Below are 23,933 nucleotides of genomic sequence, written 5' to 3' on the forward strand. Positions count from 1 at the left end.
CGGCTCAGGCCCCAGTGTGGGCTCAGGCGGCCGGGAATCCGGGGCAGACCAGCAGGTCGATGTGGCCGCCGGCGGGGTGGCGCCACTCGCGGAACTCCTCGGCCAGGGCGCGGTGGGCCCGGGGCTCCTCGCCCGCCTCCAGCGCCTGCAGGCGCTGGTGCACCAGATCCAGGGTGTCGTCGATCAGTTGGGCGGCCTGTTCCGATGTCATGGCAGTGCCGGAATTTCGGCGGGTTCTAGGCAGGCGAAGGGGCCGGATCTGTAGCGGCGTACACCTGGCTCGGGGCCTGTGGGGGGACGGCGACAGGAGCCCTTCGGTCCTGCAACAACGGCAGGGCAAGAAGCAGACGAGCAGTCGCTCCAGCTGGACGACGCGGGCGACCGACGCGACGTCGTAGCCAGGAGCCTTGGGAGAGGGCAGAGCGATCAGCCAGATACGGCATCGGGTCATCAGCCAGGCCTCCGCTGTGGACTTGGATCAGTTGCCTCTGGCTGCTGATCCTGCTGGGGTGCAGCGGCCGCTGGGGCGAAGCGACCAAAGGCCGCACAGCCTCTGACGAGTCTCAATCGCATCCAGCGGGGTGAGATCCAGGCGACCTGTGACCCGCATGAACCTGTCTGGAGTGGAACACAACAGGCCAGATCAGTGCCCGTCGAACGGAAGAACGACGTCGCATCCGGAAGACTGCCGGACGGGCGAAAGCTGACACCAAGGGAAAGGAGAGGGCAGTAGAACAGAGGAGGCTCAGCCATAAGAAGGGATCGAGGATGCACAGACGTCAGTCGGCAGAGCACACACAGCGAAGGACTTCCCAGCCGATTCCAGAATGATGACTTAAGTTGCCAAGACGAGCGCTGGAGCAACACGGGCATCTAGGTTCAACAGGAGAGGCAACGAAATGCCACTCATAATTCCCTGAATCCTCGGTCCAACCCGGATGCCACTCTCACGTCGTCTTCTGCTTCAGACTGCCGGTATGGCAGCCGGCGCGCTCGCGGTTCCCAAGCTGCTGGCCGGTGGCGCCAGCGCCGCGGACGCCATGGCACCCAGCCTGAAGACAAGCCTTGATGCCTGCACACCACCAGGCGATGCCCTGCAGGGCCTGCTGGAGCGGAACAAGCGGTTCAGCAAGGCCTGGCAGGCCCTAGGCGAGGGAGTCAGCCCGAAGAAACGCATGGCCCTCAAAGTCTCGATGTTTGAGGAGGGGTGCCAGATTGATCGGATGGCGCTGGCAGAGGGACAGCGACCCTGGGCGGCCTTGGTCAGCTGCGCCGACGCCAGGGTGGCCCCGGAATGGATCTTTTCAGCCGGTTCAGGTGAGCTGTTCCAGGTGCGCGTGGCCGGCAACAACGCCTACGACGATGGAATCGCTTCACTCGAATATGCCGTGGCCGTGCTTGAAGTGCCCCTGATTTTGGTGCTGGGACATAGCGGCTGCGGCGCCGTCAAAGCGGCCATGGCCAGCGAACCACTGACGCCGCTGCTGGAAGATCTGCTGAAGCCAATCCGCGCCTCACTGAAGAGCGGCGACGATCTCACCCAAGCGATTGAGGGCAATGCACGTTTTGCCGCCGCCCAGCTCACCAAGCGCAGTGCTGTGCTCAAGGAGGCACAGGCCAACGGCAAGGTGACGATCAAGAGCGCCTTTTTTGATATCAAGAGTGGGAGAGTCAGCCTGCTTGACTGATTCGGGCTGATTACCTCAGCCACACGGCTAGCGACACCACGGGGTCGAGATTAATACGGCCCCCAAAACACACAAAAGCGCGGGGCCCAGACTGCGCAGAGCATCCGAGCAGACGCTCTGCACAGGCGACACGAAAGCGGGGCAACCTGAATGATCAAAGCGAATGATAAACCGCAGGCCATGGAGAAGTAGGGCTAGGGGAGGCATCAGGATTGGACAGGTCAACGCACAATCGGGAGTACTAGCTGCCGATGCACAACATCTCAGACCGGAACGCCCCCTGAAGCCAGAAGCCACAATCACCCCAGGGAGCAAACCCATTTGACGTCAATGCCCAAGAAGATCCAGGCCCAGCATAGACGCGCCCGCCGGAATGCTCAGCTTCCCGAAGACTGCAGAACCAGGATTCTCAGCACCCATTAGAATGCGAACGGAACTTCCAGGATCGCATTCGACATCATCATCCAAGCCATCACGCTCGCAATGACCACGAAGAGCTGGCTCAGCAAGATTAATCTTCTCAAGACGTTCCATCGACCCAAGTCTCTGCGAGCCCAGCTGATCATCAGCATCTGGCTTGGCATGGGGGCCATCCTGATTCCGTTCAATATCAATAGCGTACTCAGAGATCGGGACTACGCCATCACCTCGACACAGCAGAGGCTTCGTGCAGAGGGAACACTTGCCTCCTCTGCATTGACAAGATGGCAGCAGAGCATTAAAGATCTACTGGAAGTCATTGCATTCACACCATCGGTCAGACGCCTGGATCAGCAGGAGACCCAGATGATCTTCGATCGGATCTCAAGAGTATTTCCAGAACGCTCGTTCCGGCTCTGGACGCGCGACGGTGAGCTGATCGCCTCCACAGGAATCAGGCGGCCAGCAGCACGGACACACATCTTGGCTAGACCCTACTTTCAGAAGTCAATGCAGGGCAAACCAGCATGGGGGATATTCAACGACTGCCTGACGGGCTCAGCCTGTTACGTCAAGAGCACACCTGTATTTGCAGTCGGCACCAATCCGCTATCAACGCCATCTGCGAAACCAGTTGGCGTCCTCACCAATGTGATCCAACTAGGCGATACAGGCAGGGATTCAGGAATGGACGCTGAAGCGAAACGCCTGAGCGAAGACAAAGGATCCAGTGCAGGGGCTGAGAGCGCCAATGAGAACTGGAACGATCTTTCACTGCAGAACAACGACTTCACAGGCCTTGACGTGCTGATGGTCAGCAGAGATGGTCATGTAATCTTTCCGCTAAGCACGATCAATGACAGCATCTCGACCCTAAGCCTCAGCGAGATTGCCAATGGCCCTTGGGGTCCATTTATCAAGGCTGGCCAGCAGTCAACGAGAATAGGTCAGTTCCGAGAGATTGAGTCGAAGAAGCACTGGTTTTTAACTTTCTCAAGAAGCATAAATGCCAACTGGAGCATCGTTGCAGTCAGCGATAAAGCATCGACCCTAGACAAGGTATATCGACAAGTTATCCAGAGCGCAACGCGACAACTTGTCGTTTTGGGACTGATCACACTGGTGATCATCATTGTTTGTCGCAACGCCGCCAAACCAGTTCAAGTAGCGGCTGCAGCCGTGCGGGAATTCAGCTTTGGCAATTTCAACGCTGAAATAGCCTCTGATCGCAGTGACGAGATTGGCGAACTCTATGCTGACATTAATCAGACAGGCAGAAGCCTGAGGAGCCTGCTGAACGAGAAGCTCGCCCATGCCGTCACCGATAAGCAGATACAGATCGCAGCAGATATCCAGCAGGAGTTCGTCATCCAGACACTGCCCTCCACGAGCCGTGTTGAATTGGCCGCAGACTTTGATCCAGCCTATGAAGTCGGTGCTGACTGGTATGACGCGATCAGCATTGGGGACGTGACATATATTGTCATCGCCGATGTCTGCGACAAGGGAATCGGGTCGGCACTATTTATGTCTGTATTTCAGAGCCTCCTGCATTATTCGCTCCTAGAAGAGACCAGGGATCATGGAGAGTCCGGATCCTCAACAGTAATCCAGAAGTCTATTACTCAGGTCAACGACTATATGGCAGCAAAGCACGGGCAATCGGCAATGTTTGCCACCATGTTCCTAGGAGCCTATGATTACGGCCTCAGGCGCTTGAGCTATGTCTCGGCCGGACATGAATCGCCGCTGATCATACGTTCTAGGGGCGTCTCGGAGTCGCTAGAAGTCTGCGGCCCTGCAGTAGGTATTTTCCCGGGCGCCAGGTACTCCGTAAAGTGTACTGACTTGATGCCTGGAGAAATACTATTTACCTACACTGACGGACTCATCGATGCTAGAAGTCCCAGCGGTGAAGCCTGGGGAATCGAAAGGGTCAAGGCTATGCTCTCGTTGATTGAGCCAGCAAAGACGACTGCAAACGAAGTGCTGGCAAGTGCCATCAAGCAGGTCAATCTGCACCGAGCCGATGCTGACCAGTTTGATGACATGACACTATTGGTCATGAAAGTGAATTTATAGTCAGTCACAGAAATGGGAGCATGGACAGGCTCGGTCGTTTGACGCAAGCACTGCCCAAGCTACTCAGTCACATTTTAACAGCCAGACAATAGATATTGCGACTTGCGGAATAGTGATACTCGGCTAGATCGACAGACTTCTGAACAAGGAATAGACCAAGTCCTCCGGGCTTGCGTTCAGTGATAGGCAAGCCAATATTGACATGCCGTTCTTTGTCTAGTCCAGGATCATAGTGAGGGCCATTGTCTTCAATCCTGATAGCAAAGGATGGTGGCGATGCAGTATGCAGAGCGAAGCTACTGATCCAGAGTGTGATGTCACGCCCGGACGCCTGCTCATCGCCAGTCTCACGGATGACATTCGAGAGAATCTCTTCACATGCGAGGCGCAATCTGTAGATCGCGCTTTGATTGGTGAGGGAAGCCTCTGCCTGCACCGCGATGAAGGCCATCGCTTCATCCCAATGATCCATCGAGGCAGGGACCTGAAGCGATGCAGTCAAGTCCTCAGGGCGGAGTTCAAGCCGCATTTGCTCACAGCCCACGGATCAGATTGCATCATGAGTACTGACCAGCATGACAGCCTCAGTCAGGCCAGTCTTGGTAATCACATCGACGATCTCTTGATTGGCACCAACAAGGATAAGGCGAGATTCGTTCGGCATTTTCTGCTTCGCAAACAGAAGCGCCCGCAGGCCAGCACTACTGAGAAAACCTACCGAGATCATGTCAATGCGCAGGTCATTGATTGCAGCGAGCTCCAACTGAGTCAAGACCTCAAATAAAGCAGGGGCCGTTTTCGTATCAACATCACCTTGAAGACTCAGCAGATGGAAGCCGTCACTGGACAGAGAGTCAATCGTCAGGTTCATGGGATCAGTGGGTAAGGGTGTATGTCAGAGCCAGACCAGCCAGGCTGGTTCAGGCCCGTGAAGCGCGGAGGATAACGACTGAACGCTCACCAACCAGGAGGCCAGATTGGGGAAGCGGCACAGCTTTCTCAAACATTTGTTCCACAGGATCACCGGTATTAAAACAAAGGTACCATGAATAGTGATGGGGAGCTTCAGGTAGCTCGAACCAAATGGCATAGTGCGCCATATTGGTGGCGACATAGACAATGTCAACATCGGAGGACCCAGGTTCAACACTACGGCTTGGATCCAGATCGGCACTCATCATCCAGGCCAGTTGCCTGGACTCAGGGGACCAGTCAGGTGACCAGGCTTTGGTTCCATGGAAGCTGCAGCAGGGCAAGAGAGCACTTCCAGTACCATCGAATGTATTCACCCTGAGAGCAGGATGCTGATGGCGGAAATGGACAAGACCTTGAGCAACTCTGTGTAGACTAGAATTAGATTTGAGAAGAGACCAGTCCATCCATGAAACAGGGGAATCGACACAGTACGCGTTATTGTTGCCATTCTGTGAGCGACCGAACTCATCGCCCATCAACAGCATGGGCGTACCACGACACGTGAGGAGCATCGCCAGACCATTCATGATCTGACGTTGGCGAAGCATCTGAATTGAGGGGTCATCGGACCAGCCTTCCGCTCCGCAGTTCCAGCTATAGTTGTCGTCACCGCCATCGCGGTTTCCCTCTCCATTGGCCTGGTTGTGTTTATCATTGAATGACACAAGATCTGCCAGAGTGAAGCCATCGTGACAGGTGATGAAATTCAACGAGGTTGCAGGTGAGCGACCGCTGGAGCGGTAGAGATCTGGCGAACCCTGCACCCGTTGCGCCAACTCACCCACCATGCCACTGTCACCTTTGAGGTAGCGACGCAGGCAGTCACGGTATTTGCCATTCCACTCTGCCCACCGGCCAAACGCAGGAAACGTACCGACTTGGTAAAGACCCCCTGCATCCCAAGCTTCGGCAATTAACTTACAGGAGGAGAGGATTGGATCGAACGCGAGTGATTCAAGCAGCGGCGGGTTAGGAAGAGGAGCCCCCCAAGGATCGCGACCAAGAATCGTAGCAAGATCGAACCTAAAGCCATCAATATGATATTCGGACGCCCAATAGCGCAAACAGTCAAGAACCAGACCACGAACAATCGGGTTATTACAGTTGAGGGTATTGCCGGTGCCACTGAAGTTAAAGTAATAACCCTCCGGAGTAAGCATGTAGTAAGTCTTATTGTCCAGGCCCTTAAAGGAGAGTGTTGGGCCCTGATCGTTGCCCTCGGCGGTATGGTTAAAGACTACATCGAGGATAACTTCGATACCGGCCTTGTGAAAGGATTTGACGAGTTGCTTAAACTCATCGACCTGCATGCCAAACCGCCCTGTTGCAGCAAAGCCAGCTTTAGGAGCGAAGAAGCCAACGGTACTGTAGCCCCAGTAATTGTAGAGCCTCTCATTAGTGTCGGGATGAATCCGCGAGTTCTCGAACTCGTCGAACTCATAGATAGGCATTAGCTCAATAGCATTGATACCCAGCTGCTGCAGATAGGGAATCTTTTCTACAAGGCCTGCATACGTTCCGGGATTCCTGACTCCAGAGGTCGATGACTGCGTAAAAGAACGAACATGCGTCTCATAGATAATCAGATCTTCCGGTGGGATTTCAAGAGGTCGTTCTCCTTCCCAGTCAAAGTCGTCAAAACTGACGCGTGCCCGATAAGGATAAGGACGTTGCCAGTTAGGCTCCTCTCCCCATACGTCTCGTCCCGCAATAAGACGAGCATACGGATCCATCAGGATTTGTTTCGGATCGAAGCGATGTCCATCCTCGGGCTTAAACGGACCATCAATTCGAAATCCATATTCCAGGTCCTCGTAGTTAAGTCCAAAGACCACCATGCAGAACACGTCACCGATTCGGTAGTTCGCAGGGAAAGGAAGTTCCGCAAATGGCTGGTCCTCGCCACGGTTGAAAAGAACAAGTGTGCAGCCCGTTCCCGATGACGTGAAGATCGAGAAGTTCAGACCGTCTGGAACATGGGAAACTCCAAACGGCAACGGCTTCCCGGGCCTGACACGGAAACCCGAGATTTCGTCAGTGGGAAGGCTATCAATACGATCAAGTTGCATCATGGTCAGGCATCTGGAAGTGAATTCAAGTCTGGATGAATCGTAAAGTAATCGTAGAAACCAGTCACCTTCATCGTTTCGGCAATCTCGGGAGCAATTCCCACCAAAGTCAAGGCCACACCCATCTCCTGGGTACGGCGATGCAGGATCAGCAGCGTACGCAGACCTGCACTGGACATGAACGGAACAGCACTCAGGTCCAGAGCAACAGACAGACCGTCCTGAAGCTCAGAGTCAATAAAGTCTCGAAGAGTAGTAACGGTCTTGGAGTCAATCTGTCCTTCAACATGGATCACTTGCCAGGATCGTTGAATGCTTTTGGATAGGATCATGGAGCTCTCAGGCGGGAGTTATGGTTACTTTGACGCGAAGACGTTGACTTGAGTCCGGCAGATGGACTGACAGCGCATTGGCATCATAGTTGTCATACGGTTGGTCATCGATACTGCATGCTGTTATGCGAACACTCCCTGGGGGAAGCATGTCTGGGGCGACGCGTAACACACGATCGACAAATCCGTTGGGCAGCGGCTTGAAGAACAAGTCAAGTGGCCGTTTTTTGATCATGAGATCAATGTAGACCGTCGAAAGGAAGCACAATTCCGTTGAGTGATAAGCGCTCATTGAGTGGCTACCCTTAAAGCGCTCGGTGCCCATGAGATAGGGGACACCATTAGCAAGCACATTGAAATAGACACCGCCATCATTATGATCCAAGAAAAATGCATTGTAGAAAGCAGCTGATTCATCCGAATACTTCTTGTACTCGCTATGATCCGGGCAATGGCCTAAAAGGATCAGATAAGCCAGGATTCCCTGCTCTTGCTGCCACCAGGCCTTGCGATCATGCCAAGCAAAACGGTGATACTGCTGGCCAGGCTCCATTACCCTGTCAACAACATCATACCAACCGAAGCGTTGTCGATCGTAGCCAACCTTCGGCATAAGATCTGCAATCTTGGCGGCCAGTTGAGCATAGGTATCTTTTGGATGTATAGCCTGGAAGCGCATCAGATTCCAGGCGATCTTAAGGTTATGACCGACGACGGCACGATTCTGTTGCCAGCCCCACTGCTGATCCTTTGTCCAGTCGTCGTAGAACTTCTCCTGGACAAATGGACTTTCGCCATAATCGGGAAAGTGATCACAGATGGTGTCGAAGGTGTCCTCAAGCATGGCCTTGTATCGGCCTTGCTCTGTGGCTAGCCAGAGATTAATCAAATACGCCGGCGCATGATCGCCTACGGAATTCCAATTCTTTCTGGCCTTGTTGCGGCCGAGCGATTCTTCATGCGCGCTGAGAGTGACAGCATGTATGTGAGAATAGTAGCCTCCTTTATCGGAATCACGATAGTAGGCATCAAAGAGGTCAACCGTTTTCTCTGCATCATTTAGAATACGCGGATCGCCAGTCAGTCGATAGGTCTGAATCGGCCCGGCAAGTGCATAGATTTGCTCATAGGCAGGGATGCAATCGTAGTCATCCCCAAACTCAGAGACCAGAAGCTTCTGCTCCTGGCCGCCATGACTGACCTTTTGCCCATGATACCAATAGATCATATCTGTATCCGTATCAACGAATCGCATCTTCTCCCGCAGATAGTCTGTACCTTTCTCTGCGGCTTCTAAGAACTCATCCTTTCCGGTCAGCATATAAGCCGAAGCCATGCCATAGACCATTCGAGAGATTGTGTCTGTCTCTTGGAGGTAGTCGTCATCCTTCTTGCCGCCTGTAAGGCTGATCAGAGTTCGATACTTGTGATAATCAATCGGCTCAGTAGGTGAATTGAACTGCCATTTGATATACGACGTTGCAATAGCGTCGATTTGTCGGATCCACCAGCCCTGCTCTTCGTAACGAAGGCCATCTTTGCTCTCACCAGCAAAGACAATGTAGTTCACTTCAAAGCTAGTTTCGGTCTCAGGGAAGAAGGTTCCATACAGAAAGACCATCTGCCCTGGGACCAACAGCTGATCAAGGCTTCCACCTCGATCCAGCCAGCTTTCGTCCAGGTTCTGAGTTTGCTTCGCGTACGTATTCGCAGTCAGCTTTGCCCTATAAGTTCGATTGTCAGAAGTAATAAGGTCGATGACGCGAGCATCGGAATCATAAGACGTAACGTAGCCTGAGATCAGGTCTGAAAAGGTGAAGTTGAGGCTATTCATGAATGATGACTGGCAACGAGAATGAGCTGGGCCGAAAAGGCAGGAGTGCCTTCAGATTGCAAGAATTGTCTTCAAGAACAAATCATCGAATGCATCTACACTGCCTGGGTGGCGACCGGTGATCAACAGGCCATCGGCATGGATATCAACCGTTTCTGCGTTGGCGACAACTAGATTGCCGCCAGCATTCTCGACATCGCAGACAATATTATGGGCGCAGGTTACGTGGCGCCCTCTCAACAGATCAGGATCAGCACAAAACAGCCATAGTGAATGGCAAATGGTGCCAACGGCAAGTTGACCAGCATCCATCCGTTTCACAGCCTGGCGCAGCAACTCAACTGCTGGCGCAGTATTGTGACTACCGTTAAGGTGTGGCTGATAACGCAGGCGATCCATGGCATAACCGCCAATCAGGATCAATCCTTTGTAATCTTCTAAATTCACATTCGTCACACAGAGATCCACCTGGACCTTACTGCTCTTGTCATTTCCCTCAAACTCCAGCGCATCGTTGCCCCAGAGATAGGACGCATAGTTGACCTCCACCCCATGGGCGGGGAAAAAGCTATTAAACACATTAAACTCAGTTTCGTCGTAGTGCTCTTCGATCAGCACCAAAACTTTGCAGGTGACCATGGGAAAGCCAAAGGTGTACTGGAGATGTCAGCCGTAACCACGGCTGATCTGGCCCTGAACGGCCCCGTGGGCAACGGAGCGAGCTAGACCCCTGAGCCATCAGAGCCTCCAGCGAAGGCACCGGTCAGGACATTTGAAGATGGAGTCTCAAAACCCACAGCAAAGCCACCGATCAAGGTGGTAGCGAGGTCTGAACAGGCATGACGACGGAGCGTGGGAGTTGCGAGATCAGTGGAGAGGAAGCTCCAGCCGTACCTTGAGATCATCCAGGTGGTCATCTGCCGTCAGGGTGGCCTGACGGGCAGGAGCAATGGAGTAGAGGTACGGCATGTAGTCATGAGTCTGGTTGAGGACCTACATGCGGGCCTCTATCGCAAACACCACTAGGATCGAGGCCACCTCCTTGAAACCAGCGGGGAAGCGCTTCACAGGCTTGCCTGTAACTCAGAAATACTGGGTAATCCGACCCACCACTCAAACAAAGATCATCGGCATCGGCACATTGGAACTGCTGTAGGGTCAATGGATAGGCCCTCGGCGCAGGTAGGACAGTCTGTTGAGCTTGGTTTCGATCAACTGCATGCCAGCTCCGCGAGCATGGTTGCGTGATCTTTTGCTGAGATCGCTGCAAGCGTGATCCAGATCGAGACACACGGTGAAGTCCCCCTTGAGAAAGTAAGATCATTTGTCATCATTCTGATGGAAGTGGGGTAGCGGACCGGATCCAGGGGGCACACTCGCCTTTACCATGCTGTAGGCGTTACCGGTGTTGCAGCCAGTGCGCAAGATGGTGACTGGCTCACCGGGAAGACCGCCAATCCACTCTGGCTCAGGGCTAGGCGTGTACTCAGGGAAGGAAACGCCAACGGTCTGAGCATTAGCGGGCAGGGGGAGCAGCAACAGCGCTTGGTCCATCAGACTCAGTAGGAATTGAATCAGGCCTGAAAGGGTCAAGCGTTTGATGGCAGGCCGAGCGATGGGAGTCAAGGCTCGGCTTCGATCACCTGGCGAATCGCGCTGAGCCGTCCAAATGCCGGCGCCACCTTGTTGAAACCGGCGTAAGCGCAAAGGAAAAGCAACAGCTCCTCGATCTGGGCAAAGCTGACGCCCTGCTTGAGAGCCATGCGGATGTGAGCCTCGTAGGGGGATTCGGGCATGAGGCCCTGGTTGATCACGTCGATGGCGAGTGTGATCAGGGCCTTAGTGCGCTGGTCGAGCAGCGGTTTGCCCCACACCTCACCGGCAACACGGGTGCACAGGTCGCCGAAGGCAGGATGAACCCCGTTCAGAGCGGCCTGAAGGCCGGGATCATCAAGAACGGCGTTGGCTACGGGTTGTGACCCGGCGTTGTCAGACATTGCGGCGGGAGAGAGGGCGATGGGCAACTACAGCCATCGTGAGGGCGGTGGTGGCATTTGTCAGCCACAAGAGCACCGATCTCAGGAATTCGAGAAATCGCAGCGGTCCACCCGACCCATGCATCGGTTGCGACTGCCGTGGGCTGGACCGTGGCCGAGCCCCACGACGGGCGCGTTGGCTGCAGTTCGGCGAGCAACAGCGGTGCCATCAGCTCAGACACCATCCAGCGCAGCCAAGGCACACGTAGCGGGTCAAGTGGTCGTCAACAACTCCAACAGCCGCGGCGAGGCGAAGACATCGCGATAGAACGTGAGCTGTTCACTCTTGAAGTAGCAAGCTCCCCGATGCCCGCGCCGAACAAAGAGGACAGTGCCCTTCGCAACGACCTCAGCACTTTCATCGTCCTGACAATACCACTCAAAGTGCACAAATTCTCCCGAGAACATCACGATTGGCCAGCACATGGTCACCCCTGGCTGACTGATCAGCGCCCACCAATGCTTCTCCCGCTGATTCTGCTGCTCCAACCCATAGAAAGGCCCATCCTGACAGAAATAGACTAGATCTATGCGGTATTCACCATGCAGCAAATCGCCACGGCCTCGACGCAGGGCTTCGCAGTGGGTGGGCCACCAGTCCTTATTTTCCGCTTCAATCTGCTCTTTGGTGTACCTCTCGTCAATCTGGGGAAGGGTCTCTTCTTTCTGCGCCAGGAAGACGGATGCCTGTACAAGCAAAGCCTGGCCTTGCTCTGCTGACACCAGGTTGGGCCTGGAGAAATCAGCTGAAAGCCCCTGGTAATAGCTGGACGGCATTCTAGTTATTGCAGGAGTAGATACAACGCTTCAATTCAACGGCACTGTTTCGATTGATGCAACACGGCAGCTGCTGTGGTGGGCCTAGCTGGAGGGCTGGAAGGAGCCGTAGGAGACAAAGAACAGAAGACCTAGCTGAACCGCAGTGTCACTTCATCATGACCACGCCCCACTGCACGCGCAAGGCGAAGCACGAGGATACTTTGAGTTCTTCACAGAGAGAATCTATGGGGGCGTCGGCGGAGATGAGATTGCATTGGCCTCACTTGACCAGCACGGGTGCGGGACTGAGATGGATCAATCTTCTGGATCATGACGATCAAGAGCTGTGATGCGCTGTATCGATTAGCGCACCGGTGCACCGCGGTAGCCGAGCATGAATCACCGCAGGTCCAACAGCACCACTGACGACTAACGCTGAAACCGTAGTGGTCGTGATCAAAAAATGTCTCAGCTCACGGGCATCAGCACAACTGAGGCTTTGATGAGCTACTCCGGCTCCATCTGCAGCCAGGCGTAGCGATTGGGCTTCGACGAAGCAGACCTGCTAGCCCAGTTCGGCCTCCTAGGCCCAGGCCTCAGCTCTGTCCAACGTCTTCGTGCTGCTTGTGAACAGCCTGCAAGCAACCTCCAGAAGTTGCTTCGTTCACTGGCTCACCGTGGTCGAGTGAGTGGACTAGTCCACGGCGATCTGCCGAATCATCTCGCGGACATTGATTGCCTCCATGGCAGAATTGGCCTTGAACAGAGGTCTATGGATGTGGCGCTTGCACAACAGCTATGGAGAAGGTTTCGCCACCAGCGGGAACCACTTGCGGGGGCGATCTCCCGTCTCTAAGAGAGACCATGGGCCATACCAAGAAAACCAGATCAGACATGCCTACATGTCCGAGATCGGCAGAGCCCACACAATCAGCCAGCCGGATCGATCTAGTACCAAGGCACAGTGAGGGCGACCTGAAATACGTTACCTAATAATCTGGTCTTTGCCATTATCTCATTCCTGGTGGGCCGATTCCCGTGGCAGGGACACGTCACCAAAGAGGCGCCGCTTTTTGCCGGCGCCTCGAAGCACGAGTCGTTCTTCAACGACTGAAACCTGCAAGGTAGCGAAGTATTTCTGGGCTCATTCCAGACAATACATCCAACAGCTCCTGGCTTGGATTGCCAAAGACAACGACACGCTGTGGAGCAACCAACGCCGAGAACCGCTCAGCGAACCTATCTGAGAATGCTTTGATGTGGGCGAGTCCTGCCTGTGAAGTTGCATAACGCTCATGCAGGATCAGCTGCCCCCGCCCAGAATCAACGCTCCACTCAAAGTGAGTCGTCTGTGGCTCGCCACTCAGGAAATAGCTCGTCATCTCCTTTGCGATTGCCTCAATGGCAACCTCATTACTCGGCTCGTACTTGGCCTCAATAATCCAAGCGGCCCAATCTGAATTCTGCTGACTCATGGCGATTGCAGGAATGAAGAATTGCGTAGCGGGGTAAGCCCAGTTTTTTAGACTGGAGTTCTGACGGAGTTTTATGGCACTTACATTAGCCACTAGCGAGCACTGACTCGACAGCTTTCTCCGCGACAACGTAGCAGGTCAACATCGGATTGCGACTGACATGGTCTGGGAAGACGGAACAGTCTGCAACCCGCAGATTCTTGCAGTCATGCACCTTAAGGCTAGGATCAACGACCGCATGATTGTCTGTGGATGGCCCCATTTTGCAAGTACCAATTGCATGCCAGATCGTTGCCGACCGCTCTGTGACGTAGCGCTCCAGAGCGCGTGTATCAGCGATCATGGAATCATTCAGTACAGCAACACCAGCAGACAGTTCGCTGAGTTCGCCACTATTGAGCAGCTGATAACCGCGGCGAACTCCGTCGACCATTTTCCGCATATCTTCTGCATGGGAATTGAGGCGATGGTCGATGCGTGGCTGCCGCTGAGGGTCCGCAGAGTCCAGGGTGACACGCCCCCTAGATTCGGGACGATTAATCACAATTCCAGCCCCAAACATCAATCCTCGTGTTGGATCAGCTCCGGGGAACCGTTCTGCACCGAGTTTGCCAAGGCAATAGATCTGCATGTCATTCTTGTGAGAACTGCCTGGAGCGGTGTAATGGATCACCATCTGCACATCGTCGTCCGCCTCATGAACAACTCCACTCTTTGGATAGGCGGCAACAACCGCCAGTGAGTGATCGATCAAGTTACTGCCAACACCTTGGAGATCATTGACGCAGTTAATGCCCAGTGGATCCAGATCAGTTTTCGGACCTATACCTGAACGGAGGAGCAAGGCTGGCGACTGGATCGACCCGCAACTGATGATCACTTCCCCTGCCTGAATCGTCTCGATGCTTCCACTAGCCGTGACAACCTCGACTCCAGTGGCACTTTTTCCATGAAACAGCACTTTGCTAGCCAGCGTGCGGTCCATGATCGTTAAGTTGTTACGCGTCTGCGCCTCGAGCAGATAAGCGATGGAACTGGAGACGCGCAATGATCCATCTCCAGCACGATTCATCGGGATTGGGCCTACACCATCGTAACCATGGGGATGGTTGTGGTCAGGCACCCACTGGTATCCATTCGTCATTGCCGTGCCGCGAAATGCTTTAACCACCTGCGAATATTCATCGGGCTTGAAGCGCTGAATCGGAATACGACCTTCTGTGCCGTGATACGACGCGTAGCCAAAGTCTCGATCGTCCTCAATCTGTTTATACACAGGCAAGATATCTTCCCAGTCCCAGCCGTTATTTCCAAGTGCAGCCCACTCCCTGAAGTCTTGCTCAAGGCCCCTTAGTGAAATGCAACCATTCACAGCAGAGCACCCACCTGTGACTTTGCCTCGCGCGTAGGCAAACTCCCTCCCAGGTATCACCTCAGTAATGTAGTTCCAATCGTGGCTTTCAACGGATACCGCGCGTGAATCTCGTAGATCCGCAGGCGTTTCGTCAATCGTCCGGTAGTGCGGACCGGCTTCAATCAACAAAACGGAGACAGCTCTGTCTTCGGACAGCCGGGCTGCGATCACGGCTCCAGCGTTGCCACCACCAATAACAACAAAATCAAATGCACTCATGGCAATCTCTAAGGCATACTTTGGCGCAGATCATGCTGGAGGCGCATGCCGCAGTAAATTCACCATACCGCTTCCAGCGGTTCTAAATGTGAATAGTTTAGGTAGTTCCTTGATGCCTCGACTGCCGAGTTTCGTCAAGCCCAAGCAAGGCACCGTCGCACGTTACGCAAAGGCATCTGGAGATCCTGCGGCCTGTTCTTGCCTCAGATTGCACGGAAACTGTGCAAAGTCACACACGTTTACCCCCGCAGCCCCTCAGCAGTGCTGCCCTAGACCACGGAAAGGCGCGTTCATGGCTGAACATAGGGCGCAGAGAGCCTGAATCCAGTGCCACCAGCCTGCTGCTTGCGGTTATGGCACATAGCCATAGGGACTTCTATGGGTAGTCCAGCCCCAATCTTGCGTATCCAATCAGCTTATGGTGGCGGCAGCATCATTTCAAAGGACGGCGGCTCACGGACTTGGGTAGCAGAGTCCATCTCCCGTCACTGCAGCTGGCGCCTGTTGTCAAAAAGCCCTTGTCATCTTTAGCCTTGTGCCGGTTTGAAATCGTGCGACTCCGGCAGCCCATCAAGAGCCGATGGGACTGAATGACCAGCTGGACGTTCAGATGCAAAGAGCATCATGATGCCAAGAATACTGACAGACTTTCTGGTGTCGCAACGACCTCAAGTGATGATTTGATGGGTATTCTGTCTTAGCAGATTGTCTGCCCCTGGCGACTCCAGGCATGATGTCACCAACAACAGCGTCGGCCTTGGACTCTAGCCATAGAATCATCAGAATTGTCCATAGCCGATTCTGAGTCCATCACCATTGATGCTAGTGAGATCGGGGCGGAGGAGCAAGCGGCGCCAGGGAGATAAGAGGCGGATCTGTACGCAGCCTGCTGCTAGATAAGGGAATTGGAGATCCAGGCGTACACGTCTGGCGACAGCATGTTCCAGTCGCCAGACGTTAAGCTATCAGGGCCGATGTGATAGATAGACTGACCGCCATCGGCCAAAGAGAGCAGCAAGGTTGCTTCGCCCCTCTGATCAGCACTTAGATCGAGATACTGGGTCTGAATAGACTGTGCCGCTGCTCCGATTTTAATACTGCTTGTGTAGGCAACAGAAGCTGGCATATGTGGGGCAGTAGCAGACTGCGTTGCCATCTCGTGCATGCAATGCATCTCGTGAGAAACACTCCCTTCAGCACAGCAGTGATCGTCCGTAGCGAGCATCCCATGTGACGCGTCGTCTTCAGCGCAGCATTGCTCGTCCGCCCCGTGCATCTCATGTGACGCATCATCTTCAGAGCAGCATTGCTCGTCCGTGCCGTGCATCTCGTGCGAAGCATTTCCTTCAGCACAGCAGTGGTCGGCACTTTCTGTAGCAGCCATCTCTGATCCATGGGCTCCGCCATGACCCAAGAAAAGAAAGTTACGAAGGACTGGGTCGTCGTCGGCATCCATCTTGTTGACGGCCAATGTCGTGATATTGGCATACACAGACTGCGTTAGCTGGTCGACACCAAATCCCCTTGGGAGCACATACGTTGCAGCCACATCAACAGCCCCTGTGTATTCGCAGCCATAGGGATGAAATCCCCCATCGATCATGCTGCTACTAGCAGCAAGATCTTCACCGGTTAATCGATCTTTTCTTTCCAGCAAATTGTTTTTGTAGAGCTCAATGCCGCTGAATGCCAGGACGCCACCGCTGCCACCTTCTCCTTCCCCAATGAGGATATCGGCAAAGTTATCGGCATCAATGTCACCTACTGCGACATTAATCGCGGTGTTTAGCTCGCCACTGGCAAAGGGATTGAACTCTGCAAACAGCGAGCCATCCTTGCCGCTATAGACCTGCGCCGTTGCTCGAGTACTGCCACCACCGACCGTGACGACAACGTCTCCGTAGCCGTCGCCATCGATATCGCCAATCGCAAGATCTGCCTGGGCCTTGCGGTCAATCTGAAGGCCCGAAAACGGTGTGATTCGATACAACAGCGTTTTCTTTGATGGATCGATATCGGCACCACTCTGAGGCCACTCGCTCTGCAGCTTTTGGCCATCAAACACCTTAACAATAAAGCGACCGTCCAGAGACTGTGTTTTCTGTATCGTTACAATGTCGGCGATGTTATCCGTGACGTTAACGGTCGCTCCATTGACGCCTGACTCAAACACTTCACGATCGGCATTGACATCGCCCGATGCCACAACAATGCCACTTTCTGATTGCCTTCCACCAATGTAGGGTTGAAATTCCAGGCACGTGGAAATATCTGATGCCAATGAGAATTTTACGTTCTGGGTATTCGTCGCTGAAGCACTAGCCAGCCAGCTTGAATTGGTATTCAGAATCGTCTGCACGGGAGCCATCATGCCGCCATCCTCGTGAAACAGAAGATGGCAGTGATCCACGAAGAGGCCAGGATAATCTGCAAATTCAATCAGGATGTCCGCTTCAAATGGCAGATCCGTGGTCGGAACGGTAGCAGTTGAGGCTATGGATCCAGGGATGCCGTAGGGATTTTCAGGAGTCGCCGTGCCCGGTGTATAGCGGGGTGTCAGCAGGAGGTTATCCATGAAGGTGCTATAAAAGCTGCCTCCAACCTCGTTAATGCTGGGATCAGCAGAAACTGCTAGGCCGTTAATGCTTTCTACAAGGAATTCATTGGTATGCAGGTGGAATGGGTGTGACTGACCCACCACATTATAAGTTTCTGTTCCGTCCAGATTTGTTGTCTTACGACCACCCGATAGGTTCTGCAGCTTCCATCGCTCCACGGTATCCAGCATCACCGTGGTCAGAGTCGGCTGCTCCAGGGGTGAATGGGTCCAATACTGGCCATTAATCACCCATGTCCCTTCCCAAGTAGCAGGATCGTTGTACTCCTTACCCACTGGTGCATTCGTAGCCCACTGGAAAGTCCTTTCCTTGTCGACACCTTCTGCGCCGACAAAATCCCTTAATTCAGCGCTTTTCGCGTATTGTCCGGTCAGGTCTTTCCAGGCTGCAGGCTGCGCAGGAAGTTTGGCGACTTCATCACCTTCCACCCTGACTGTGGCCAGAACCTGTGACGGTGTGATCTGAAAACCGTCATGGTAACCCAGATAGGTGTCACCATTGCCAACGGGGATATTGGCAATAACCGGCGCATCGTCCCCAAGCACCTCTTTCGAAGCGTTGCTGATAAAGTAATACTCGCCAGGCTTGCTGAAAGCATGCTGAACGGCCAATCTGCCGCCAGGCATCAGAATGGGCAGTTGCTCACTCCCACTCTTGTAGGGTGATGCCCACTGGGCCAAGTCACCATCCGTGCCAATGACTGTTGTGGCCTCAAGGCTGAGGTTGCCGTTCTCATCTTTGCGAATCAGCTGGATAACATGTGTTGAATTCAGCGAAAAGTTCTCAAACATGAATGTCGCCCACTTTCCCGTGGTCACATCCAGCGTTGGGTTATAGTAGCCACCGACAGTATGAATGACATTCTCATTCGGCATCAAGCCGACCGCATCGCCGTAGGGGCGTGGATTGGTGGGATCGTACTTATCGATTGGATAGTAATTGTTGCCATTGAAGCGTGCCGGTGAGTACTGGTAGTAATCACCTGTCTCATCACTGAACAGCTTGGGTGGTGTGCCGATCGGCCAGGCTTCACCATTGGGATCCTGATTGAGAGGATCCGTGGGGGAACTGGGGCGCTCCTCCTGAGCCAGTGCCAGCGTCTGCAGTGGCAAGAGGAACATATATTCTTTTGTCGGGTCATAAGAGCTGACATTATTATTTTTCTCCGGATCCGGCAACACCAGCAGTGGGAAAGAAAGCCCTTTCGCAATCGAGATTGACGTGCCGCCATGATAGTGAGGATGCCCCCAGTCCAGACCGACGAGCTGGTTGTCCGGCAACTCCCAACTCACATCCCACTCCTCGCCTGGGGCTAGCGTCAGCATCACGTTGTCGCTGTTGCCGATTGGCGAGACGTGAGAGCCGTGCTTGTGCAGATTGGTGTAAAATGCATAGGGATTTGACTCCTCTATTGCAGCATCAACTTCCAGATCGTTGATCAGCTTAATATTGATTGTGTCCCCTGGATTGGCAACAAGCAAGGGGCCCGGTATCTGGCCATTATAAGACCAGAACGAATTGTCATAGACGCTGTCAAAAGCGGTTTCACCAGGATTTGCGCGTATTTCTCCAAGCCCCGGTACGTTCAATTGGCTCAGAGTTGACATTCTGAGCGTGAGAGTCAGTTCTCTACTGGGCCCCCAGCTCGAGTAGTACGTACCATCGGCCCCCATGCTGCTGTACTGTCCCGCCCCATACCTCTGGTTGTCCTGTTGCCACTGTGTCCAGCCATTGACCAGAGGTACGGACTGATAGGGATGGGGGAGGACGTTCAGGTACTGCTTCGGGTCAAAGCCATTACTCCAGCCGGCAAGATTTTCCAGCCCAATGGTCTTTGCATTAAGCAGGGCTTCAAACGTACCCGGTACTGTCATCGAACAAAGATTTATTCTCCACCTTGGCCAGAGCGCCAAAAAATGGGCGGATTTGTGGCTTAACTTAACTTATACTTTCCCCGCCCTTGTCGTACTCATTACCGCGCAATCTGCGGCGTCTTCGCGCTGCCTCGCGTCGCGCATTGACAGCTAGCTGACGACCTTCTGATTGTCCCTTTCGTTGCCTTCTGATTTTCTCCGCTGTTCTGGCAAGTCTTAGGCTCTGCCTCCGTCATCACGACTGCACCCCTGGAGACCAGCACCAGCGGAGGTCATTTGACTGTGCGGTGGACTGGCCAAGGAGGAGAACGCCAGAGAGCCTGCCAATGCTGCACAGTCTTCACTGGCCGCCATGCGTGTGACCGGCCCTCCATGGAAGGCAATCAGCCGTAGTGTCCTGGTCGGGAACAACAGGGTGAGGACCAACGCTGCGCGATGCCCAAATCAACCCTGGGGGTGCTGATCGTGCACGGCTTCACCGCCGGCCCTGCGGGAGGGGTCCGCAGCCTGGAGGCCCCCCTCCAGGCCCTCGGGCTGCCGACGCGCACGCCCGTGCTGCGCGGCCACGGGGCGGCGTCGCCGCAGGCCCTGCGCGGCGTGCACTGGCACGACTGGGTCGCAGATGCGGAGGTGGCCCTGCAGGCGCTGCTCCAGCAGGCCGACCGCGCCGTCGTGGTGGGGCACAGCATGGGGGCCCTGGTGGCCCTGACCCTGGCCGCCGACCATCCCGAGGCCGTGGACAGCCTGGTGCTGGCGGCACCGGCGCTGCAGCTGGCTTCACCCCTGGCCCCGGGGAGGCCGCTGCACGGCCTGGTGCCGCTGATCCGGCGGCTGGTGAGGAGCTGGCCGATCGCCCACGCCTATGCCGATGGGGCCCTGGCCGCCGGCGACACCAGTTACCCCTGGGCTCCGATGGAGGCGATCCTCGCGCTCTTCGCGTTCGGCCAGGCCACGGCCCGGCGGCTACCGGAGATCGCGGTGCCAACCCTCGTTCTGCAGAGCCACCGCGACAGCGTCGTGGTGCCGGGCAGCGCCAGGCGGATGCTCGAGGCCATTACAACGCCGCCGGAGAAGAAACGCCTCCGCTGGTTCGAGCGGACGGACCACGAGCTGTTCCGCGACTGTGAACGGGAGGCCGCCGTCGAGGCCGTGGTGGCGTTCGTGGCGGATCGCCGTCAGACCTTGGCCAGGGTGACCCGCTCTGGCTGATGTTGATACTTGCCCTCGCGATCCCGGTAGGTGGTTTCGCAGGGATCCCCCTCGAAGAACAGCAGCTGGCAGATGCCCTCGTTGGCATAGATGCGGCAATCGGCCCCCGAGGAGTTGCTGAACTCCAGGGTGAGATGCCCCTCCCAGCTGGCCTCGGCCGGGGTGGTGTTCACGATGATCCCCAGCCGCGCGTAGGTGCTCTTGCCCAGGCAGATCACGGTGATGTTGGCGGGCACCCGCATCCGCTCCAGGGCCACCCCGAGGCCATAGGAATGGGCCGGCAGGATGAAGTAGGCACCGTCCTCGTCCTCGTGCAGGGGCGCGGGCTCCAGGTTGGCCGGATTGAACCGCTTCGGGTTCATCACCGTGCCCGGCACGTGGCGGAAGATCAGGAACTCCTTGGCCGAGAGGCGCAGGTCGTAGCCGTAGGAGGAGCAGCCGTAGCTCAGCACCGGCCGGGCGGCGTTCTCCGGATCCAGATGGCGCACCAGCGTGGGCTGGAACGGCTCCAACAGACCGAAGGCGGCCTGCTCGTTGATCCAGCGGTCGTTCTTGAGCATCAGAACCCCCGGCGCAGCTGGGTCACCTGATCGGCCATCGCCAGCAGGGCCGCCGGCATCGCCGGGCCGGTGAGGATCACGTCCACGTGGGAGGGGCGCCGCTCCAGGGCGTCGAGCACCTCCCCGGCGTCCAGGTAGCCCAGCTCCACCGCCAGCCCCAGCTCGTCGAGCACCAGCTGATCCAGCTGGCCGGCCAGCAGCTGCTCGCGGCTGTAGGTCCACACCTCCTGCACCGCCGCCAGGTCGCCGGGCTCGGCATCCGGCGCCGCCAGCGGTTCGGCCAGGCAGCCGACCACCGCGGGCCGCAGCCACTGCAGACGGCCGCACAGCCACAGGCTGCGGTCCAGACCCTGGTCCACCCCGCCCTTGAGGAACTGGCTGATCAGCACGCGACTGCCCAGGCCGGCGCTGCGCAGGGCCTGGCTGAACACGCCGCTGAAGCTGCCGCGGAAGGGGGCCGTATGGATCTGCAGCAGGCCCTCCTGCTGGGCCACCAGCCGCAGGCTGCGGGCGCTGCCGGGGCGACTCGCGGAGGAGGCGGGGGCGGCCGGGACAGCGGCGGCGGGGCGAGCGGGAGCACCGCCGCGCCGGGGCGGTTCCGGCCGGGATTGGTGCTTGATCAGGCTGGCGGTCATGAGCTCGCTCGCGTGCTGCCCGGCAGGCCGTCGTGGAATCTGAATGTAGCGGTGCAGAGCCCGCTGGCAAGCCGCGGGCACTACCAGTAGTGCAAACACCCGTACCATCAGGGCACCCCCGCGGCGCCGTTGCGATGAGCGAACTCCCTGTCAGCACGGGGTCCAGCGGGACTGCCGAAGGCATCCCTGCCGCCGAGGCCCGCCGCGACGGCCGCGCCGCCGGGGACCTGCGGCCGGTGCGCTTCAGCTGGGATCCGATGGGCTTCGCCCTGGCCTCGGTGACGATCCACGCCGGCCGCACGGCGGTGCTGTGCAGCGTCTGCCTGGAGGAGGGCGTGCCCCGCTGGCGCCAGGGCTCGGGCCTGGGCTGGCTCACGGCCGACTACCGCCTGCTGCCGGCCTCCACCCCCAGCCGTCAGCCCCGGGAACTGATGAAGCTCTCCGGCCGCACCCAGGAGATCCAGCGCCTGATCGCCCGCAGCCTGCGCGCCGCCCTTGACCTGGAGGCCCTGGGCGAACGCACCCTCCACATCGACTGCGATGTACTCCAGGCCGACGCCGGCACCCGCACGGCCTCGATCACCGGCGCCTGGGTGGCCCTGGCCCTGGGGCTGCGGCGACTGGAGGCCCGCGGCCTGCTGGCGGCCTCGCCCCTGCGCCAGCAGGTGGCGGCGGTGTCGGTGGGACTGGTGGGGGGCGCCGCCCTGCTGGACCTCGACTACAGCGAGGACAGCCACGCCGACGTGGACCTCAACGTGGTGATGGACGACCGGCACCAGCTGCTGGAGATCCAGGGCACGGCCGAGGGAGCGCCCTTCTCCCGCCCGCAGCTGAGCACCCTGCTGGATCTGGCGGAGACCGGACTGGCGCAGCTACAGCAGGCCCAGCGCCTGGCCCTGGCCGAGGCCCCCGCTTAGTGTCGATTGCTACAGGGCCTGCCTGGGGCGATCCGTAGGGTCCGACCCAACTCGCACCGCTGCCATGGTCGGCGCCACGCGCGGCTTCAGCCGCTACTCCGCCAGCGGCGCCGTCGGTCCAGCGGGCACCCTGGCACCGCCGGGCGCAGGCGTGAGTCCGGTGACCCACACCACCCTGCTGGAGGTGATCCGGGGCCTGGCCGGCAGCACCACCGAAACGGTGGAGCGGGGCAAGACGATCTTTTTCCCCGGCGATCCGGCCGAGAAGGTGTATCTGCTGCGCCGCGGCGCCGTACGCCTCTCGCGGGTGTACGAGTCGGGGGAGGAGATCACCGTGGCGCTGCTGCGGGAGAACAGCCTGTTCGGCGTGCTGTCGCTGCTCACCGGTCAGCGTTCCGACCGCTTTTATCACGCGATTGCCTTCACCCGCGTGGAGATGGTGACGGCACCGGCCACCTCGGTGCGGCGGGCGATCGAGGCGGACGCCAGCGTGGGCCTGCTGATGCTGCAGGGCCTCTCCTCGCGCATCCTCCAGACGGAAACCATGATCGAGACCCTCACCCACCGCGACATGAGCTCGCGGCTGGTGAGCTTCCTGCTGGTGCTCTGCCGCGATTTCGGCGTGCCCAGCAATGAGGGCATCACGATCGACCTCCGCCTCTCCCACCAGGCCATCGCCGAGGCGATCGGCTCCACCCGCGTGACGATCACCCGCCTGCTGGGCGACCTGCGCAACGCCGGCCTGGTGCAGATCGACCGCAAGAAGATCACCGTGTTCGACCCCCTGGCCCTGGCCAAGCGCTTCAGCTGACGCCAG

The 23,933-nt window shown here is 56.6% G+C and carries 19 protein-coding genes; 5 read left to right on the top strand and 14 right to left on the bottom strand.

All coding sequences use genetic code 11. The annotated features are described in order from the left end of the window. Positions 1–22: 22 nt before the first annotated feature. On the bottom strand, positions 23–211 hold the full coding sequence (locus tag ACLV7J_RS07620; protein ID WP_411868499.1) for a hypothetical protein: 189 nt from the start codon (positions 209–211) through the stop codon (positions 23–25). Positions 212–977: 766 nt separating this feature from the next. Here ACLV7J_RS07620 and ACLV7J_RS07625 point away from each other — a divergent pair. Further along, on the top strand, positions 978–1,688 hold the full coding sequence (locus ACLV7J_RS07625) for a carbonic anhydrase (RefSeq protein ID WP_411868500.1): 711 nt from the start codon (positions 978–980) through the stop codon (positions 1,686–1,688). A gap of 483 nt (positions 1,689–2,171) precedes the next feature. Further along, on the top strand, positions 2,172–4,190 hold the full coding sequence (locus ACLV7J_RS07630; protein ID WP_411868501.1) for a SpoIIE family protein phosphatase: 2,019 nt from the start codon (positions 2,172–2,174) through the stop codon (positions 4,188–4,190). 67 nt (positions 4,191–4,257) lie between these two features. Here the strand turns inward: ACLV7J_RS07630 and ACLV7J_RS07635 are convergent, their stop codons facing one another. From ACLV7J_RS07635 to ACLV7J_RS07685, 11 genes are all read right to left on the bottom strand, one after another. Continuing rightward, entirely contained in the window at positions 4,258–4,662 is a 405-nt protein-coding gene (locus tag ACLV7J_RS07635; protein ID WP_411868502.1) for an ATP-binding protein, read from the bottom strand. Positions 4,663–4,737: 75 nt separating this feature from the next. Further along, a complete protein-coding gene (locus ACLV7J_RS07640; RefSeq protein WP_411868503.1) occupies positions 4,738–5,061 on the bottom strand; it encodes an anti-sigma factor antagonist in 324 nt (107 codons plus the stop codon). 49 nt (positions 5,062–5,110) lie between these two features. After that, a complete protein-coding gene (gene glgX / locus ACLV7J_RS07645) occupies positions 5,111–7,237 on the bottom strand; it encodes a glycogen debranching protein GlgX (RefSeq protein WP_411868504.1) in 2,127 nt (708 codons plus the stop codon). Between the two features lie 2 nt (positions 7,238–7,239). Then, a complete protein-coding gene (locus ACLV7J_RS07650) occupies positions 7,240–7,566 on the bottom strand; it encodes an STAS domain-containing protein (protein ID WP_411868505.1) in 327 nt (108 codons plus the stop codon). Positions 7,567–7,573: 7 nt separating this feature from the next. Beyond that, on the bottom strand, positions 7,574–9,400 hold the full coding sequence (locus ACLV7J_RS07655) for an AGE family epimerase/isomerase (protein WP_411868506.1): 1,827 nt from the start codon (positions 9,398–9,400) through the stop codon (positions 7,574–7,576). Between the two features lie 51 nt (positions 9,401–9,451). Next, positions 9,452–10,039: a DJ-1/PfpI family protein gene (locus ACLV7J_RS07660; RefSeq protein ID WP_411868507.1), complete on the bottom strand. Its 588-nt coding sequence runs from the start codon at positions 10,037–10,039 to the stop codon at positions 9,452–9,454. Between the two features lie 983 nt (positions 10,040–11,022). Further along, the gene (locus ACLV7J_RS07665) at positions 11,023–11,397 is read right to left on the bottom strand and encodes a carboxymuconolactone decarboxylase family protein (RefSeq protein WP_411868508.1); all 375 of its coding nucleotides are present in this window, start codon (positions 11,395–11,397) and stop codon (positions 11,023–11,025) included. Positions 11,398–11,649: 252 nt separating this feature from the next. After that, positions 11,650–12,213 carry a hypothetical protein gene (locus ACLV7J_RS07670; RefSeq protein WP_411868509.1) on the bottom strand — a complete coding sequence of 188 codons (564 nt, stop codon included), beginning with the start codon at positions 12,211–12,213 and terminating at the stop codon, positions 11,650–11,652. 1,085 nt (positions 12,214–13,298) lie between these two features. After that, a complete protein-coding gene (locus ACLV7J_RS07675) occupies positions 13,299–13,670 on the bottom strand; it encodes a hypothetical protein (protein WP_411868510.1) in 372 nt (123 codons plus the stop codon). A gap of 85 nt (positions 13,671–13,755) precedes the next feature. Then, the gene (locus ACLV7J_RS07680) at positions 13,756–15,303 is read right to left on the bottom strand and encodes a GMC family oxidoreductase (protein ID WP_411868511.1); all 1,548 of its coding nucleotides are present in this window, start codon (positions 15,301–15,303) and stop codon (positions 13,756–13,758) included. A gap of 892 nt (positions 15,304–16,195) precedes the next feature. Continuing rightward, complete coding sequence (locus tag ACLV7J_RS07685; protein WP_411868512.1) at positions 16,196–19,834, bottom strand: multicopper oxidase family protein; 3,639 nt, start codon at positions 19,832–19,834, stop codon at positions 16,196–16,198. Between the two features lie 396 nt (positions 19,835–20,230). Between ACLV7J_RS07685 and ACLV7J_RS07690 the strand changes: the two genes are divergently transcribed. Beyond that, a complete protein-coding gene (locus tag ACLV7J_RS07690) occupies positions 20,231–21,004 on the top strand; it encodes an alpha/beta hydrolase (protein WP_411868513.1) in 774 nt (257 codons plus the stop codon). Here the strand turns inward: ACLV7J_RS07690 and dcd are convergent. Both dcd and ACLV7J_RS07700 read right to left on the bottom strand, forming a co-directional pair. Next, positions 20,971–21,564 (bottom strand): dCTP deaminase, encoded by a 594-nt coding sequence (gene dcd, locus ACLV7J_RS07695; protein WP_411868514.1) that lies wholly within the window; start codon positions 21,562–21,564, stop codon positions 20,971–20,973. The two genes, ACLV7J_RS07690 and dcd, sit on opposite strands and share 34 nt — an antisense overlap. Continuing rightward, on the bottom strand, positions 21,564–22,199 hold the full coding sequence (locus tag ACLV7J_RS07700) for a cob(I)yrinic acid a,c-diamide adenosyltransferase (protein WP_411868515.1): 636 nt from the start codon (positions 22,197–22,199) through the stop codon (positions 21,564–21,566). Before ACLV7J_RS07700 ends, dcd begins: the two co-directional genes overlap by 1 nt. 134 nt (positions 22,200–22,333) lie before the next feature. Between ACLV7J_RS07700 and rph the strand changes: the two genes are divergently transcribed. Both rph and ntcA read left to right on the top strand, forming a co-directional pair. Further along, complete coding sequence (rph, locus tag ACLV7J_RS07705; RefSeq protein ID WP_411868516.1) at positions 22,334–23,116, top strand: ribonuclease PH; 783 nt, start codon at positions 22,334–22,336, stop codon at positions 23,114–23,116. 64 nt (positions 23,117–23,180) lie between these two features. After that, the gene (ntcA, locus tag ACLV7J_RS07710) at positions 23,181–23,927 is read left to right on the top strand and encodes a global nitrogen regulator NtcA (RefSeq protein ID WP_411868517.1); all 747 of its coding nucleotides are present in this window, start codon (positions 23,181–23,183) and stop codon (positions 23,925–23,927) included. The last annotated feature ends 6 nt before the right edge of the window (positions 23,928–23,933 follow it).

It is taken from the genome of Vulcanococcus limneticus LL (genome assembly GCF_943369875.1).
GTDB lineage: Bacteria > Cyanobacteriota > Cyanobacteriia > PCC-6307 > Cyanobiaceae > Vulcanococcus > Vulcanococcus limneticus_A.